Below are 17,675 nucleotides of genomic sequence, written 5' to 3'. Positions count from 1 at the left end.
CACTTTATTATACACTATTAAGTCAAACTATGACAACTAAATTGTCTCTGTGGACGACTTCATCGTAATTTTTATATCCTAAAACTTTGTCTATATCGGTCGATTTTAAACCTTTTATTTTGTTAACCTCATCAGATGTATAATTAATCAAACCTCTTGCAATCTCTTTTCCATCTTTATCATATATTGATACACAATCCCCTACAGAATATTCTCCATCAGTTGATATAATACCACTTGGCAATAGACTCTTTCCATTTTCAAGTATGGCCTGTCTTGCCCCGCCATCAATAATTAGCTTACCTGACAATTGTGCATTAAATGCTATCCATACTTTTCTATTGCTGATAGGATTTTTAGCAGGCATAAAAACTGTCCCTATTTTTTCACCTGCTGCAATTTTGTTTAAAACATTATCAAGCTTGCCATTGGCAATCACCATTTTGACACCAGAGTTGTAACAAATTTTTGCCGCTTGAATCTTCGTATACATACCACCTGTCCCAAAATTTGTGCCAGAGCCTCCAGCAATTTCAAAAAGCACATCAGAAAAATCATGAACTACATCTATCAGCTTAGCTCCATCTACTTTAGGGTCTCTATCATATAGCCCATCTATATCAGTCAATATAATTAAAAGATCCGCTTCTATGATGCTTGCTACAAGCGCTGATAACGTATCATTATCTCCTATTTTTATTTCATCTACAGTAACAGTATCATTTTCATTTATGATTGGGACTACATTGTACCTTAATAAATTTGATAATGTATAGCTTATGTTTAAATACCTTTCTCTTATAGAAAAATCATCCTTTGTAAGCAATAGCTGAGCTGTAGTCTTCCCGTATTCATTAAAAAATTTTTCATACAGTCCGATTAGCAATCCTTGTCCAATTGCCGCCAATGATTGTTTTTCCGGTAATGTTTTAGGTCTTTTCAAAATATTTAGTTTGCCCATTCCAGCTCCAATGGCACCAGATGTCACAAGAACAACTTTATCACCTTTATTTTGCAAATTAGATATTTGCCGTACAATTTTTTCCATCATCTCTAAATTCAACTTTCCATTCTCATAAGTCAATGTACTTGTTCCGATTTTTACGACAATTTTCATATTCCTCTGCCCTCAACTTTTTATCTTGTTTTTAATTTCGAATATACATCTATTACTGTCAAAGCTACATCATTTATAGACATATCTGAAACATCTATAGTATAATCTGCAAACTCATAATAGTGCTGTCTTTCTGCTAAAAGAGCTTTTATCTTTTCATACACATCACCGTTAGCAAGTATAGGCCTTCTATCATTTTCACCAATATTTCTCAAAATTACCTCTGGATTCGCCTTTAAGCATATAACTACTCCATGTTTCCTCAATTGTACTATATTAGAAGGATTTAATACAACACCACCACCTGTTGATATAACATGATTTTTTAATCTGGAAGACCTTGCAACAGCAATTTTTTCAATTCCCCTAAAATATTTTTCACCGTATTTATCGAATATTTCCGGAATCTTCATGCCAGAAATTTTCTCAATCAAATCATCAGTATCAATAAAGCCGAAACTTAAAATATCAGCAACTCTTTTGCCAACAACTGTCTTTCCTGTAGCCATAAATCCGGTTAATGCGATGTTCTTCATTAAAATTTTATCCTCCAATACGCATAACTTTCTTACTGCTTATTTGTTGGTGTAGGTGGTGCAATTTTAGAAACATTGTTTATTGCACTGTTTATACTATCTGAAATAATTTTGTTTATATCAATTCCTTGCAAAGAATTCTGATTGTTTGAATTGGCGTTTGTATTTTGATTTCCCTTATTCACTTCAACTAATGATTTAAATGGATCACTTTTCCCACTTGTTTCAAGTGGATTCAAATTACTTCCGCCTTTTTTGCTCATAGAATATATCACAATATCTATATTAAGCAGCAAATTATTAGATTCATTGTCTTTACTTATCTCAAATGATTTTATATTGTTAAGCCTTTGCATTGATTGTACTTCTTCAATAAAATTCGATATTTTTGAATAGTCGCCTGCAACTTTTATATTGACAGGGATTTCTACATATTTTGTCTTGCTGATTTTGTTATTATTTGTTTGATTTTCAGGACTCTGTAATTGATTATCAGTTAAATTAAAATTCAACTCTTCAAAATTTACGCCAGTCTTAGCAATTGCATCATCAAGCAAAACTACAAAATCTTCAATATTTTCATAATCAGGAAGTTTCTCATTGCATATTTCAATTTGACTATCAATCTCTGATAAGCGGTTTTTCATTTTATCTACACTTAATGTATTGTAATCATTCACCTCTGTCTGCAAACTCATAACATCACGCCTTAATTTATCTATAACCACCAGTTGTTTTGTCAAAACAAGCTGATAATATAAACCAAAGAAGGCGACAATAAACAATACACCTATTAGCATTTTTTCTCTCGTTGTCAATTTCATATAATTATACCACCTTAAGCTTAATTTGCAAAGTATATTGAATCAAACCACTATCAGATTTCTTTGTGTCTAAGAGATTAACATCATCTACATATTTTAATTTTCTCAAATTTAACATAAAATCCGATAAATATTTGTTCATATAAGAATCGCCTGTTATTTCCAACACACTTCCATTAAACTTCATATCCTTAATTGAAACATTTTCTGGAATATTAGACGAGATGTCATTTAAAATTTCCGTCATATTCAATCTTTTATCAGATAAATCTTTTATTATTTTTTCTTTTTGTAAATAATAATTTTCTTTGCTTTTAATAGTTGAATACATGTCTTTCTTTGCTTTTAAACTATTTAATTGGTTGTTTAAGGTAAACTTTTGCTTTTCTAAATTATTGATATAGATATTTGGCAAAAGCAAAATAAAAATAAGCACAAAAGCCACAATCAAAAAACCTATCAAAGTGATCGTATTTTTCTTTCTTTTTTCATTAAGTGATTTTATTTCATCTGGTATAAGATTAATATCTTTCAAATTACTCCCCCCTAATCAAAGAACCAAACACAGGCATAAAATATGTATGTAAATCGTCATCATTGCTTAAAACAGGTATCTTAAAAAAATCTTCTATATATCTTTTAAGCCCAGTAAGTCTTGAAGTTCCACCAATTAGATAAATTTCGTTAATGCCTTTATGGTAAGATGATTCAAAAAAGTCAAAAACCCTCGATATTTCGCTTAATTTACTGTTTACATATTTTTCTGTGTTTTCTCTAAGACTAGCATAATCTTCATCATTTATAAAAAAAGGTCTTTCCCTTTTATATTCTTCAGCAGTTTTAAAATCTGTATCGTACATATTGGCAATTATCTCGTTTATGTCATTTCCTCCGAATTTTACTACCCTGCTAAATGCATATTTACCTTCATTTATTATCGTAATATCTGTATACTCTGCACCAATATTGACTACAGACGTACTTCCCGTTGGTTTACATAATTTTTTTATCGACTTATAAATGCTATTGCTATATATATCGATGACTTCCAAATGCAATTTCAATGCTTTAGCTAATTTCAAATACCCGAAAATCATTTCTTTAGGCGCTGCCACAATAATTGTCCTTATCTTTTTATCACCCTCATCATGTTCAATCTGCTTATAGTCAACAATATAATCGTCTGAATTAGGTATGTACTGATCAATTTCATATTTTAAAGCATTTTTTAATTCATCATCTTTCATAAATGGCAGTACTATTTCTCTAATTATTATATCTGTGCTTGAGATGCAAAAGGTTAACTTCTTTTCCTTTGCAAATTTCCTTTTCAATATTTCATTTAGAAAGTCAGATAATACATTTATGTCGCTTAAATACCCATTTCTAATGCAATCTTGAGGTGTTCTTTCAATTGCCATATTATTTAATTTGTCATTTTTTCTATCGCAACTGCCAATCTTAGTGTAAAAGCTGCCTATATCAACGCCTATCATCTAATATCCTCTCCATGGCGCCTATGTTGGTTAACATAAAAAGCTGCTTTTGTAATCTGACTAATGATATCTACCTCAAATTGCCTTTTTAATTCATTGACTTTTGTGTATACCTCACCTTTCTCTGTGTCATAATATTTCGGAGGCAAATTATTTAACGTTAATGCCATTATATCAAGTTTACATTTGTCGCATTTACATACATCTAAATCTTTTAATACATTGTCGATAACATCTTTAACTGCTTCTTCCATAAAATTCTTTAGCTCCATTTATCATCTCTCCTTAATTTGATGGTGGTGTATTATCGATAACCCAACTGCTTATTGAAATTGGGTTGCCAGATTTATTTAGATCAAGAACAATCAATGCATGTCCGTATCTTTTTAAATTCTTAAAAGTTCCTATAGTTTCTATTCTTATTGTATATTTAGGCAAAATATTTGTCCCGTCAAAAGGCTGTAGATCAGTTATTTTAATATATAAAATAGTTACAGCAATCGTATTTTTATCATCTAAATAAAATTGATAATTTTGATACACATTAAAAACATTGTTTTCAAGGTATTGCCTTACTGCTTGATATATCGCTTCATACATAACCTCTCTTGGAACTGTTTGAGGCGGTATCAAAGAATTATATTCATTTATTAATGCATTAGCTGTATTATTTATTAAACTATTTAGATTGTCAAATAAACTTTTATTAAATACGCCTTTTGCCGTATCTAATCCAGCTTCCGCAGCATTATTCACTACTATTGAATTTCCATATGCATAAGAAGCCTTATATTCAAATAAAGAAATATCTAAAATAGACAATGCAAGCACAGACATTATAAGTATTATAATCAACGTGAATACTAAGGCAGAACCTTTATCATCCATTAAAAATATTTCACTTCCTTAAATATATATCTGACTCCAATGTAATCTTACCTGTACCATCGCTTTTTTGACCAACTATTTGAACATTAATAATAGTTCCATCAGAAGAAAGAGTAACAGAAAAATCATATATATTTGTAGCTATTTCGTTTCCATTGTTTAAATAATCAAACAGCTTATGTAATTGACTATTGTAAAGAATAATGTTTTTATCATCGATTTTTATTCCTGTATATCCATTGATACTATAAGGAGTAATTTTACTTTTGTCAGAACATTGATTAACCTTATTCATAATGTACGTCATAGCATATCTAACATTCTGTTCCACATCAGAATTGTTAACTACGTTTGAGTATGTTTTATATCCAGAATAATACAGTGAAGCATATATCGACACTATCAAACCTATTAAGGATAATACAACCAAAAGTTCAATTAATGTAAAACCTTTATTTCCATTTCGTAGGATCAAACAACCATCTCCAGTCGAAATTTGGATCCCACCACTGCAATGCTGGCGGAAAGTTTATATTACCAATTTTAGCAGATATCTCATCTGCAATTGTCTTTAAAGTATAGCCATCTTTCAATATGTATGGAAATTGAAAGATTTTCCACAAATCAATTGCATCAACAATAGTTCCAAATACTATGCTAAATGCGCTAATTAAATTTAATTTAACAATAGGATATAAGAATAATATTGCAGCTAATGCCCCCCAAGCAAAAACAGTAAATATATTAGATATATCCCTATAATTAATAGTACTTCCACTTGGGATATTAACAGTCGGTGGTATGTATGCAGTAACATTAGATGCAGGTGCAACTACATAAAGCGTATAGACTAAATTTGTTTTGTACTGATAATTGACTTGAAACTTGTATTTCATAAGTCCATTTCCAACAGATTGCGGATTTTCAGGCACAGATAAATAATATCCCTCTTGAATTTCTGGAAATATTTTTTTTTGCAAATCATTGTTATTCTTTATATTTCCTGCTTTTATGTCTTCCGCAATACTTTGTGCAATAGTAGCTTCTTTTGTTCTTATTTTAGAATCTGCATTTGTAATTACTGATTCATGAAACACACCTAAAAGAGGTATAGCTGCAATTGAAAATAAAGCTATTGCTACAAGGACTTCAATAAGCGTCATTCCAAAAGCATTTTTTAAATATTTCAATTTACTTCACCTCAATAATTCCCCTTTATCATCACTCTTCCTGTAGCAGGCAAAACAGTTATGTCTAACCTTTTATTTGAATTTAATAAGCTTATAGTGCAGCCACCAGGTATTGGAGCGCCTTGATTTGAAAAGGATATTTGTGCTGAATTGTCACTATACATGGTTATACCTTCAGGAAATTTCTTTGTCTTTATTCTTTTTACCATTGTACCAGGTTTATTTATGTAATACCCTTTATGGTCAGTCTGTATAGTTAAATACAAACTTTCATTTTCATAAATATTTTTATACTGAACATACCTTATATCACTGATAAGCTCATATGCCAACATTTTTAAGCGCATTTCCGAAGTTTTAGCATTGAAAAAATCTGTCTTTGGAACTGCTATCAATACGATAATAGAAAATATCGACACTACCGTTATCAGCTCTATCAGAGTCAATCCACTCTCATTTGCTTTCATGTATCGCATTGTTTCAACCTCTTATAAGTTTTATATACAGGTTCAACAAATCATATCCATATAAAATAGAAATCAAACAGGCAATGCTTATATACGGCCCAAAAGGTATGTAATCTTTTCTCGTCTTAATTTTAAACAAAATCATGGCGATGCCACCAATAGCACCTAATACAACTGCCAGAAAAAGCGTTGATATAGTAAGCTTCCATCCCACAAAAAGGCCAATCATAGCCATAAGCTTTATATCTCCACCGCCCATTCCTCCTCCTGACAATAAAGATATTAAAAGAAGCACTCCACCACCTACTAAAAATCCTACAATATAGTCCCATACGCCGTAATTAATCATAATCAACCTAAATGCTACTCCAGCTATCAATCCTATCAAAATTACTTTATTTGGTATTACCTTATGTCCCATATCTATAAACGATATGACTATCAATAATGAAGCTAAAAATGCATACGACAGCGCCTTTATAGATATACCAAAATATATAAATAAAATAAGATATATGAGTCCTGTTAAAAGTTCGACAATAGGATATCTTATGGATATTCTATTCCCACAATACCTGCATCTGCCTCTTAATACAATATAACTTACTACAGGAATCAAATCATAAGGCTTTAGCTCATGCTGACAATTTGCACAATGCGATGGAGGATACACGATTGACTCATTCCTGGGAAGCCTGTATATGACTACATTTAAAAAACTACCAATTACTGTACCAAATACAAAAACAAGCACGTATAGAATAAACATTTCTGCCTCCTCATATAGGTATATGCGGGCACCAATGGTGCCCCACATATGTTTCATAACATTTTAATTGTCTATATCACTATTATGTTTACTTTGAGGCTGCATTTTGAGAAGTCGGATATAATTGGTTGTCTTTAGAATCTGTAACTGTAACACTACCATCTTCACCAAAAGTAATCTTAAAATCTCCACCATACTGATCTTTAGGAGCTTTGTTCAAATATCCACCATTAACCAAATCATCTGGTGTAATATTTAAGTTAGGATTTGCGTTGTTAGTTGTTTGATCAATATAGTATGTTTCAGCGGCGTGTCCAATTACAGCAGCATTAGATATATCTGCCTTAGATTTAGAATTATTGAATATTTTTGTGACATTTGGTACTGCTATTGCTGCGAGTATTCCAAGTATTGCTATTACTACAATCAATTCAATCAATGTAAAACCCTTTTCATCTTTATTTAATGCCTTTACGAACCATGCCATTCTATTCACCCCCTTCCCGTAATGTCTCATTGTCCTATAAAGTTGTACATCTGGAACATAGGCATCACTATAGACACTACTATAAAGCCTACTATTGACGCCAAGAAAACTATTATTAGCGGTTCAATCAATGTGGTCATCTGAGATACGGCTGTGTCAACTTCACTGTCGTAAAAATCCGCTGTTTTCTTTAATATGCTGTCCAATGATCCCGAATCTTCTCCAACCTTTATCATTTGAATAACCATCGGCGGAAATATATCGATTTTCTTTAAAGGCAATGCAAGCCCGTTTCCCCTTTTTATCTCTTCTTCAGCCTTTTTTAAGCCATTTGCCACAACAGTATTGCCTACCACTTTTTCTACGACAGACAATGATTCCATCAGTGGAATCCCTGAACCTATAAGTGTTGACAGCGTCCGCGTAAACCTGGATGTAATGATCTTCACATTTAGTGAACCAAATATTGGCATCTTTAACATCAAAAAATCAAATAATTCTTTTCCTCTATCTGTCTTCATAATTCTCAAAAGTAAAAATATTAAAAATACGATATTCCCCAAATAGACATACCAATAATGCGCTATAGAATCACTTAAGCCTAAAAGTATCAATGTCGGCGTAGGCAATTGCGCTCCTGCATTTTTAAACATGCCTACAAATGTAGGAAGTACATTTGTAACAAGAAATACAACTACCAATACTGCAACGATTGATACAATTGCAGGATATGCTAAAGCTGATTTTATTTTTTGATTTAAATTATTTTCTTTCTCAAAATGTTCAGCCATTTCATTTAATACTTTGTCTAAAGTACCGCTTACTTCTCCTGCTTCTATCATGTTAAATAAAAGCATTGGAAATACATCTGGATGCTTTCTCATCGACTCAGAAAGAGTTTTTCCTTTCTGCACATCCTCGTATACATCATTCAAAGCCCTCTTAAGTCTTTTATTTTCAACTTGCTCAGACAAAGTAGCAAGCGATGCAACAATAGAAATACCTGCATTTATGAGCACCGAAAACTGCCTGCAAAACACAGCTATATCCTTTACCTTCACTTTACGAGAAGAATTGATGCTTTCAAAAATATCCTTCTTCTCCACCTTCTCCTTAACATCTAATATATAATAGTTTTTCTGCTTTAAGCTATCTACACAAGACGATAATGTATCAAGCTCCATAGTACCTGTTATAAGATTTCCATCCATATCCCTTGCCTTATATGTATAAGTTGGCATCTAGGCCACCCTTTCTCGTATCATCTTATACTACTAATCGAGAAAAGTTTTCTCTATCAACACAATATGTAAGTGCATCGTCCATAGAAATCAAGTTTCTCTTTAATAGCTGCGATATCCACATGTCCATTGTCACCATTCCAAATTTATTTCCTGTTTGCACCATCGATTGTATTTGAAATGACTTACCTTCTCTTATTAGATTTCTTATTGCAGGTGTAGCTATCATCACCTCTACAGCGACGACTCGCCCTGAATTATCTATTTTAGGTAGCAATTGCTGAGATACAATCCCTTCTAACACATTTGAAAGCTGTACTTTTATCTGCTGTTGCTGATGTGGTGGGAAAACATCTATAATCCTGTCGATAGTCTTTGCTGAACCTATAGTATGTAATGTAGACAACACAAGATGCCCTGTCTCAGCCGCTGTTATAGCTATCTGTATCGTCTCAAGATCCCTCATTTCTCCAACCAGTATCACATCAGGGTCTTCTCTTAATGCTGCCCTTAATGCACTGGCGTATGACAAAGCATCATGCCCGATTTCTCTTTGATTTACTATACTTTTTTTGTGCTTATGCAAATATTCAATAGGATCTTCCAGGGTCAATATATGACAATTACGTTCTTCGTTTATTAAATCGATCATAGACGCCAATGTCGTAGATTTTCCACTGCCTGTAGGCCCTGTAACAATTATGAGGCCACGGGTTTTAAGCGCAAGTTCTTTAATCACTTCAGGAAGTCCTAATTCATCAATTGTCGGAATTCTCAAAGCTACAGATCTTATAGCAAGGCTATATGTTCCTCTTTGTTTATAGGCATTTATCCTAAACCTTCCAAGCCCTTTTACTGAATACGACAGATCAATGTCACCCGCATCTTCAAGTTTTTTTAGCTCATCGCTTGAAAGCAAATCTTTTGTTATATCTTCAGTATCTTGAGGCGTTAATTGAGGTAAATCAAGTTTTATAAGTTGACCATTAATCCTAAGTACTGGAGGAACGCCAACTGTTATATGCAAATCAGATGCGCCTTTTTCTACAACCATAGCCAGAAGTTCACTTGTTTTCATCGTATCACCTTTAGCAATTATTTAATGTTAATAAGCATCATCATATGTAAGACGTAACATTTCATCTACAGTAGTTACACCTAATAAGACAAGCTTCTTTGCACTTTCTTTAAGCGTATTCATACCATTTGATACAGCCTCATTTAAAATCACATCTGCCGGAGCCTTCTCATTTGTAAGCTCTCTTATCTTAGGAGTCATCATCATTATCTCGTATATAGGAACTCTACCGCGATAACCAGTCTTATTGCAAACGGCACATCCTTTTGATTTGTACAATTTAAGTGGTTCATCGGTATCGACCCCTAAAATAATCTTTTCTCTCTTGCTGGCATCATATTCTGTTTTACAGTTATCGCATATTTTTCTCGCCAACCTTTGAGCAATGACACCGACAACAGACGAAGAAATAAGGTATGGCTCAATCCCCATGTCAATAAGCCTTGTTATCGCGCCTGCAGAATCATTCGTATGTAATGTAGATAATACAAGATGACCTGTTATGGAAGACCTTATGGCTATTTCTGCAGTCTCTCGGTCTCTTATTTCACCAATCATTATTATGTCTGGATCCTGCCTTAGTATGGATCTTAAAGCAGAAGCAAATGTAAGGCCAGTTTTTTCGTTGACTTGAACTTGATTTAGCCCTTCAAGAGTATATTCAACAGGGTCTTCAACAGTTATTATATTTTTGTCAGGTTTATTAAGCTCATTTAACATAGCATAAAGTGTCGTGGTTTTACCACTTCCTGTAGGTCCAGTAAGAAGGATTATGCCATTTGGGTGTCTAAGTAAATTATCAAATAATTTTAAGTCATCGCTATTTAACCCCAATTTATCTTTTGTTATAATATAACCGCTTTTATCCAATATCCTAAGCACGAGCTTTTCGCCGTAGATTGTAGGCAAAGAAGAAACTCTTATATCTATATTTTTGCCGCTCGCATTCATTTCGATTTTACCATCCTGCGGTATCCTTCTTTCGGCAATATTCATATTGGCCATGATTTTTATTCTGGTGATAACCGGCCCTTGGGTGCTTTTAAATACCCTCATTGCCTCATGCAATTCACCATCGATTCTAAACCTTACTCTTAAGTCATTTTCAGTAGGTTCTATGTGAACATCAGATGCGCGGTTTTTCACCGCTTGCTCGATAATAGAATTTACCAATCTTACTGCAGGTGCATTGTTAATCTCATCTTCTGAAATATCTTTTAATAAATTGCTGTCCTCTTCAGCGTTATCATGGCTTAGTTCCTTTTTAAAGTCTTGAACAGCCCTTTCAGCTTCTTCTTTTCCAAAAACTCTGTCAATAGCCTTCAATATACCATCTTCAGAAGCAATCAATGGCTTTACATCAAGTTTCGTGACAAGTTTAATATCATCAATAGCAAAGATATTAAGAGGATCTGCCATTGCCACAAATATGCTGTCGTTTTCTTTCTTTATAGGTATGGCAACGTGCCTTTTAGCCATTGACTCAGGTATAAGCTTTGCCACATTAGCATCTATAAATACCTTTTTCATGTCTATATGAGGTATGCCCAATTGAAACTCCAAAGCCTCAATGATCTGCTCCTCTGTTAGGTATCCTTCTTTTACAAGAATTTTACCCAACTTTTCACCAGTCTTTTTTTGTATCTTTATCGCATTATTGAGCTGATTCTCGTCTAAAAGACCAACTTCCACAAGAAGATCTCCCAATTTCTTTTTTATCATCAAGGCCCCTCCAAAATAAATAAACCCGACAATGATGCCGGTTGCGCCACTATATCAATGAGTCATAAAGCGCCCAAATATAGACTCACATCATCTATCTCAATCAAATCTATGAAAATTAAAATCACACACTAATTTATATTCTACATTATTTAACAAAATCCTTCTTTTTAAGAAAATTTAAAATAATTTTTTTATCGAAATTTGCTCCAGTCCAAATTTTAAATGAATCAATTGCCTGATTTATAAGCATATCAAGCCCATTGATGTATTTTATGCGGTATTTCTCCGCATAGCTTAGAAATAACGTCTTTTCAGGATTATATATAATATCATAGACAAATTTCGCTTTTGCAACTACATCTTCTCCAATTGGCGACACATCTACATTAGGATACATACCGACACTGGTAGCGTTTATCAATATATCAATCTCATCTAACATATTTAGATCGTTATACGATATTCCTAAACTTTTAATGTTAAAATTATTTCCCATGTGAATGCTAAGTTCCTTTGCTTTATCTATTGATCTATTGCATACATATATTGACTTAACTCCTAAAAGTGCTAATCCTACGGCCACAGCTTTGGCAGCACCACCAGCACCTAAAATAACTGCATTTTTGCCTACAACATCCACGTTGTGTTCTTTTAGAGATTCCATAAAACCTGTTACATCGGTATTGTATCCTTCCAATGAACCACTATTATTTTTTATTGTGTTCACTGCTCCAATAAGTTTTGCTTCATCTGAAATACGATCAAGATACTTTATCACACTTTCCTTATGTGGAACAGTAACATTAAGGCCTTTTATACCTAATGCTTTTATACCTATAATTGCATCTTTTAAATCTTCTTCATTTACATCAAAAGAAACGTAAACCGAATTAAAATCGAGATTTTCAAAGGCATAGTTATGTATCAAAGGCGATAAACTATGTCCTATTGGATACCCAATTATACCATAAATGCTTGTTTTAGAATTAATATTCATTTTTTCACACCTTTTTCAGAACCTTTTTTTCTAATTTTCTCATGATTTTAGTCCATCCAAACTCTTCGCTTGACAAAGGTCTTACAAGTATCGTAAAAAGTCCGACTCTATGCCCCCCAAATATGTCAGTAAAAATTTGATCGCCAATAATAGCAGTTTCATCAGGCGTAGAGTCAAGCATTTCCAAAGCCTTATAAAAAGCAGACTTTCTCGGCTTTATAGCCCATGAAATGCCTTTTACACCTGTATCTTTAGTAAAATTATTAACTCTTTTCGTTGTATTGTTTGATATAAGGCAAACTTTAAAGCCTTTTGACTTCAAAAATTTAAATAAGTTAATTACTTTTCGATCAGGATTTAAAACCTTTTGCGGTACAAGCGTATTGTCAATATCAAAAATCAATGATGTTATTCCTCTTTTTTTTAAGTTTTCAAAGTCTATATCGTATATTGAATTAGCATACATATCTGGTATCAATTTTTTATACAATAAATTCACCCCAAACTTACTTTAATTATACTTTACAAAAAAATAAACTGTCAATATAGACAGCATTTGGATTAAAAACTTTGGATCACATTTACATCGTCATTTCTTTAAATAACTTGTTTAATGCCTTTTTTTCTATTCTCGATACGTAAGATCTTGAAATTCCTAACATTTTCGCTATTTCCCTCTGAGTTTTTGCACCACCATTTATGAGACCATACCTTAATTCAATTATTAACTTTTCCCTGTTTTTAAGAACACTATTTAACTTATGGTACAGTTTTTTGACTTGCATCCTCAATTCTACTTGGTCACTTACCTCGTCTGTCTCAGTTCCTAAAATATCTATAAGCGAAATCTCATTGCCTTCTTTATCAACACCTATAGGATCATGTAAAGATATTTCAGATTTTATTTTCTTTTCAGCTCGCAATGACATCAATATTTCGTTTTCAATGCATCGAGCCGCATATGTGGCCAAATGAGTTCCTTTTGAAGAATCATAGGTTAAAATCGCCTTGATAAGACCTATTGTACCTATAGATATTAAATCGTCAACATCTTTACCTGTATTGCTGTATTTTTTTACGACATGCGCCACAAGCCTTAAATTTCTTTCTATCAAAACATTCTTCGCTTCTTCATCACCGTTTTTAAAGGCTTCGAAATACTTTTTTTCTTCTTCTGCTGTGAGAGGTTGGGGAAATGAATTAGCATTTGTTAAATAGCCAAAGTTGATTATGTCTTTCACGATTGATGTTACAAGCGCTATAAGCGCTGCCCACATAAGCGCCACCTCCACATTTTAAGTCACATATTTAAATATATGCAACTTAAAATCTTTGGTGCAAGTCTCATTTATAGTATTTCATTATTTCTTCAGCTATTTGTTTAAATATTGGAGCCGCTTTAATTCCTCCTATATCACCATTTTTAACAAAAACTGATATTGCATAAACAGGCTCATCATAAGGAACAAAACCAGTAAACCATGCATGATAGATGTTTTTCTCTCTGTTTACCTCAGCCGAACCAGTTTTCCCTGCCGACTTATACTCGGTTTCTGCGTTTTTTCCAGTTCCATTTACCACAACATCTCTCATCATTTCTTTTACACTTTTTGCTGTGCTTTCGCTTACCACTCTATACGAATTTACCTTGTGTAGATTTTCTACAACATTGCCATTTTCATCAACAATAGCTTTTAAGAGATTAGGAACATTTCTTATGCCGTCATTGGCGATGGTCGCTGCAACATCAGCAGCTTGCAGTGGAGTTATTGTAACATCTCCCTGTCCAATTGAAAGATTTCCTATGCCAGCACCTAATGTATTTTCCAAGGATGGCAATGTGCCAATTTGCTCCTCTATCGGCAGATTATCATCTTTTGTTATTCCAAATTTTTTTGCCATTTCTATTATATCGCTGCCGCCTGTCTTTTGCCCAATTTTTATAAATGTCGTATTTGATGAGACTTCAAATGCTTTGATCATGTTAATCAACCCATTTGACTCATCCATAAAGTTATGGTAAACCACACCATCGATGTTTATATACGGTTCGTCAATAAAGTTATCATATATGTTGACTTTTTTATTTTCTAATGCAGCAGATGCCACTATTATTTTAAAAATGGACCCCGGGGGATAATCCATCACTGCTTTATTCAGCAATTCTTCGTTTTTGCTGTTTAGGTAATCGCTAACTTTATTTTGATCGTAGTTAGGCCTTGAAGCCATTGCCAAAATATCTCCATTTTTTACACTTAAAACAACTGCAGCACCGTTAATATTGTTTTTATCCAAAATATTTTCTACCGCTTTTTGAATATGATAATCGAGTGTTGTTTGAAGCGAGTATACATTTTTATCAGTGCTTCTTATTCTTACACCCAATCCTTTTAAATAGTCATTATTGTTGTCTTTAAATACAGCTATAGAATCATATCCATTAGTGCTTAAAATTTTGTTGAATGTGTCTTCCAATCCATAATTAGCGCTGCCAATGTATCCTATTATGTGTCTTGCCAATGAATTAGAATCATATCTTTGAGGAATATTCAGTATAAAGATTCCGACAGGCAAATTTCCGTCGTATGTATATCTAACTTTATAACTAAGAATATCTTTGCCTTCATTTAAGTTTCCATATATTTCACTTTCTGAAATGCCAGTTAGTTTATTTATTATTTCTGATGCATTTTTTTTATTGATGATCAATCCAGGGATTGCATACACGTACTTTGTTGAAGTTCTGTCTGTAAAAGGAATTAAATTTCTATCGTATATTTCTCCACGTTTTTTGTCTAAATTCAAACTTTGAATTTTTTGATCTACAGCAATTTTAGCGTATGTTTCACCTTTTACGTATTGTATATAAAAAAGCCTTATCAATAATGATAAGATAAGAAATGTAGTTATGACATTTAAAACAATAAATCTAAGGTTTTTCCTATTCATAAAAAAACTCCTTTCCGGGTTTATTATTTCCCTTAAAGGAGTTTAACATTCACTAAGCTATGCTTTTTTTCTAAGAATGTAATATTTTTCTACCTTCCTCTTTAATGGAATCTTTACAATCATCTGTGGATGCGGTGCAACTCCGATTTCATTGCCTTCTATATCATACATTTTATCAATAGTCTCCACAAACATGTCTTTAGGACCTATGATCTCTATTACATCACCTGAAAAAAATCTGTTTCTTTGCTCTATTACAGCCATTCCACTTTTATCATCGTAATCAATCACCATTCCAACAATATTGTAATTCCTGATGTATGAGGAAGAATCATAATTGTGTGATTCAGAACCAGGTTTCCCAAAATAAAAACCAGTCGTAAAGTCTCTATTGCTGACTTTCCCCAATTCTTCTAAAAGGCCTTCATCAAAAACATATCTATCGCCAAATTCCAGATAATCATCAATTGCTTTTCTATAAGCTTTTGTCACAACAGCAACATAATACGAGCTTTTGTTTCTGCCTTCTATCTTTAGGCTGGTAGCGCCAGCTTTGATAATATCTGGAATGTATTTTATCATGCATAGATCTTTTGAATTCATTATATATGTCCCTCTGTCATCTTCCTCTATTCTCATGTACTGTCCAGGCCTTTTTTCTTCAACAAGATAATACTTCCACCTGCATGGATGCGTACATTCGCCTTTGTTTGCATCTCTTCCTGTTAAATAATTACTTAGAAGGCATCTTCCGGAATATGAAATGCACATTGCACCGTGAACAAAAACCTCCAATTCTAAATCGTTTGGAGTTTTTTGTCTTATCTGCTTTATCTCTTCCAAAGACAATTCTCTAGCCAAAACAATGCGCTTTGCCCCTAATTCATGCCAAAAAATTGCGCTTCTATAATTAACGTTGTTAGCTTGTGTGCTTATATGAATCTCAAGTTTTGGTGCAACTTCCTTGATTATCGAAAATACACCTGGATCAGAAGCTATCACTGCGTCTATTCCAGTTTTACTAACTTCATATATATATTCTGGCAATCCTATGAGATCATCATTGTGAGGAAATATGTTTACAGTTAAATAAGCTTTTTTACCATGATTTTTAACATATTCAACTGCATATTTGATCTCATCCATGCTAAAGCCGACTGTAGCTCTAAGTCCATAATTGTTTCCACCGAAATAAACGGCATCTGCTCCATAATTTATCGCAACTTTTACCCTCTCTAAATCACCGGCCGGTGATAATAACTCAACCATTTTTTCACTCCTTTACGCTTATAGACAAACCATCACCAATAGGAATAATCGACGTAGATATTCCTGTCTTGTTTAAAACATATAAAATAAAATCTCTCATCCTATAAACTATCGTTCTACGCTTATGTTTTACATGCTTTTCAGCAGCAACATAACCTTTATACAAAATATTATCGCAAATCAAAATACCTCTATCGCTTAATAGCCTTAAAGATTCGTCAAAAAATTCCTTGTAATGGCCTTTCGCTGCATCAATAAATATTAAGTCATACTTTTTATTAAGACAAGGCAAAACGTCCAAAGCATCACCTTTTATAAGTTCAACCCTATCTAATAGAGATGCTTTAAGAAAATTCTCTTTTGCCATCTCAGCCATCTCCATGTCTTTCTCGATGGTAAGAATTTTACAATTTTCATAAGCTAATAGCATCACGATAGAAGAATAGCCAATGGCTGTGCCTATTTCTAAAATATTTTCTGGTTGCTTGATTTTTATAATTGTCTCCAAAAATTTCGCAACTTCAGGTTTTACGATTGGAATAAAATTATCACTTGCATAACTTTCGATTTCTTTAAGCAGCCCTTGACTTACATCAAACAATTGCCTTATAAATTTTATGTCGCTATCTATCATAAACGGCA

General features: G+C 33.0%; 21 protein-coding genes. All 21 read right to left on the bottom strand.

What is annotated here, in order from left to right; genetic code table 11:
* Positions 1 to 22: 22 nt before the first annotated feature.
* The 21 genes from proB to JJQ93_RS03075 all read right to left on the bottom strand — a co-directional run bounded on the left by proB (position 23) and on the right by JJQ93_RS03075 (position 17,667).
* Entirely contained in the window at positions 23 to 1,117 is a 1,095-nt protein-coding gene (gene proB / locus JJQ93_RS03175; RefSeq protein ID WP_274892730.1) for a glutamate 5-kinase, read from the bottom strand.
* A gap of 20 nt (positions 1,118 to 1,137) precedes the next feature.
* Positions 1,138 to 1,653: a shikimate kinase gene (locus JJQ93_RS03170; protein ID WP_274892729.1), complete on the bottom strand. Its 516-nt coding sequence runs from the start codon at positions 1,651 to 1,653 to the stop codon at positions 1,138 to 1,140.
* Between the two features lie 32 nt (positions 1,654 to 1,685).
* Positions 1,686 to 2,477: a type IV pilus inner membrane component PilO gene (locus tag JJQ93_RS03165; RefSeq protein WP_274892728.1), complete on the bottom strand. Its 792-nt coding sequence runs from the start codon at positions 2,475 to 2,477 to the stop codon at positions 1,686 to 1,688.
* 4 nt (positions 2,478 to 2,481) lie between these two features.
* Positions 2,482 to 3,012: a PilN domain-containing protein gene (locus tag JJQ93_RS03160; protein ID WP_274892727.1), complete on the bottom strand. Its 531-nt coding sequence runs from the start codon at positions 3,010 to 3,012 to the stop codon at positions 2,482 to 2,484.
* A gap of 1 nt (position 3,013) precedes the next feature.
* Positions 3,014 to 3,973, bottom strand: coding sequence for a pilus assembly protein PilM (pilM, locus tag JJQ93_RS03155; protein WP_274892726.1), 960 nt, complete (start codon positions 3,971 to 3,973; stop codon positions 3,014 to 3,016).
* Positions 3,970 to 4,245: a late competence development ComFB family protein gene (locus tag JJQ93_RS03150; protein ID WP_274892725.1), complete on the bottom strand. Its 276-nt coding sequence runs from the start codon at positions 4,243 to 4,245 to the stop codon at positions 3,970 to 3,972. Before JJQ93_RS03150 ends, pilM begins: the two co-directional genes overlap by 4 nt.
* A 13-nt stretch (positions 4,246 to 4,258) precedes the next feature.
* Complete coding sequence (locus JJQ93_RS03145; protein ID WP_274892724.1) at positions 4,259 to 4,861, bottom strand: pilus assembly PilX N-terminal domain-containing protein; 603 nt, start codon at positions 4,859 to 4,861, stop codon at positions 4,259 to 4,261.
* Positions 4,862 to 4,871: 10 nt separating this feature from the next.
* A complete protein-coding gene (locus JJQ93_RS03140; RefSeq protein ID WP_274892722.1) occupies positions 4,872 to 5,336 on the bottom strand; it encodes a PilW family protein in 465 nt (154 codons plus the stop codon).
* On the bottom strand, positions 5,314 to 6,051 hold the full coding sequence (locus tag JJQ93_RS03135) for a prepilin-type N-terminal cleavage/methylation domain-containing protein (protein ID WP_274892721.1): 738 nt from the start codon (positions 6,049 to 6,051) through the stop codon (positions 5,314 to 5,316). Before JJQ93_RS03135 ends, JJQ93_RS03140 begins: the two co-directional genes overlap by 23 nt.
* An 11-nt stretch (positions 6,052 to 6,062) precedes the next feature.
* Positions 6,063 to 6,527, bottom strand: a complete 465-nt coding sequence (locus JJQ93_RS03130; RefSeq protein WP_274892720.1) for a pilus assembly FimT family protein — start codon at positions 6,525 to 6,527, stop codon at positions 6,063 to 6,065.
* Positions 6,528 to 6,531: 4 nt separating this feature from the next.
* Positions 6,532 to 7,287, bottom strand: coding sequence for a prepilin peptidase (locus JJQ93_RS03125; protein WP_274892718.1), 756 nt, complete (start codon positions 7,285 to 7,287; stop codon positions 6,532 to 6,534).
* An 88-nt stretch (positions 7,288 to 7,375) separates the two neighbouring features.
* On the bottom strand, positions 7,376 to 7,774 hold the full coding sequence (locus JJQ93_RS03120) for a competence type IV pilus major pilin ComGC (RefSeq protein ID WP_274892717.1): 399 nt from the start codon (positions 7,772 to 7,774) through the stop codon (positions 7,376 to 7,378).
* Between the two features lie 26 nt (positions 7,775 to 7,800).
* Positions 7,801 to 9,015 (bottom strand): type II secretion system F family protein, encoded by a 1,215-nt coding sequence (locus JJQ93_RS03115; RefSeq protein WP_274892716.1) that lies wholly within the window; start codon positions 9,013 to 9,015, stop codon positions 7,801 to 7,803.
* Between the two features lie 25 nt (positions 9,016 to 9,040).
* Positions 9,041 to 10,093 carry a type IV pilus twitching motility protein PilT gene (locus JJQ93_RS03110; protein WP_085113655.1) on the bottom strand — a complete coding sequence of 351 codons (1,053 nt, stop codon included), beginning with the start codon at positions 10,091 to 10,093 and terminating at the stop codon, positions 9,041 to 9,043.
* Positions 10,094 to 10,120: 27 nt separating this feature from the next.
* On the bottom strand, positions 10,121 to 11,815 hold the full coding sequence (locus JJQ93_RS03105) for a GspE/PulE family protein (protein WP_274892715.1): 1,695 nt from the start codon (positions 11,813 to 11,815) through the stop codon (positions 10,121 to 10,123).
* Between the two features lie 148 nt (positions 11,816 to 11,963).
* Positions 11,964 to 12,815 (bottom strand): shikimate dehydrogenase, encoded by an 852-nt coding sequence (gene aroE / locus JJQ93_RS03100; protein WP_274892714.1) that lies wholly within the window; start codon positions 12,813 to 12,815, stop codon positions 11,964 to 11,966.
* A gap of 4 nt (positions 12,816 to 12,819) precedes the next feature.
* Entirely contained in the window at positions 12,820 to 13,314 is a 495-nt protein-coding gene (locus JJQ93_RS03095; RefSeq protein ID WP_085113658.1) for a YqeG family HAD IIIA-type phosphatase, read from the bottom strand.
* Between the two features lie 82 nt (positions 13,315 to 13,396).
* On the bottom strand, positions 13,397 to 14,092 hold the full coding sequence (gene sigK / locus JJQ93_RS03090; RefSeq protein WP_274892713.1) for an RNA polymerase sporulation sigma factor SigK: 696 nt from the start codon (positions 14,090 to 14,092) through the stop codon (positions 13,397 to 13,399).
* A gap of 67 nt (positions 14,093 to 14,159) precedes the next feature.
* Positions 14,160 to 15,764 carry a peptidoglycan D,D-transpeptidase FtsI family protein gene (locus JJQ93_RS03085; RefSeq protein WP_274892712.1) on the bottom strand — a complete coding sequence of 535 codons (1,605 nt, stop codon included), beginning with the start codon at positions 15,762 to 15,764 and terminating at the stop codon, positions 14,160 to 14,162.
* A 57-nt stretch (positions 15,765 to 15,821) separates the two neighbouring features.
* On the bottom strand, positions 15,822 to 17,033 hold the full coding sequence (locus tag JJQ93_RS03080) for a peptidase U32 family protein (protein ID WP_274892711.1): 1,212 nt from the start codon (positions 17,031 to 17,033) through the stop codon (positions 15,822 to 15,824).
* Positions 17,034 to 17,037: 4 nt separating this feature from the next.
* The gene (locus JJQ93_RS03075; RefSeq protein ID WP_274892710.1) at positions 17,038 to 17,667 is read right to left on the bottom strand and encodes an O-methyltransferase; all 630 of its coding nucleotides are present in this window, start codon (positions 17,665 to 17,667) and stop codon (positions 17,038 to 17,040) included.
* Positions 17,668 to 17,675: the final 8 nt, after the last annotated feature.

The organism is Thermoanaerobacterium sp. R66 (assembly GCF_028895185.1).
In the GTDB taxonomy this organism is placed as follows: domain Bacteria; phylum Bacillota; class Thermoanaerobacteria; order Thermoanaerobacterales; family Thermoanaerobacteraceae; genus Thermoanaerobacterium.
Note: the sequence above shows the minus strand (reverse complement) of the source record. Positions and strands in the feature narration are given on the sequence as shown.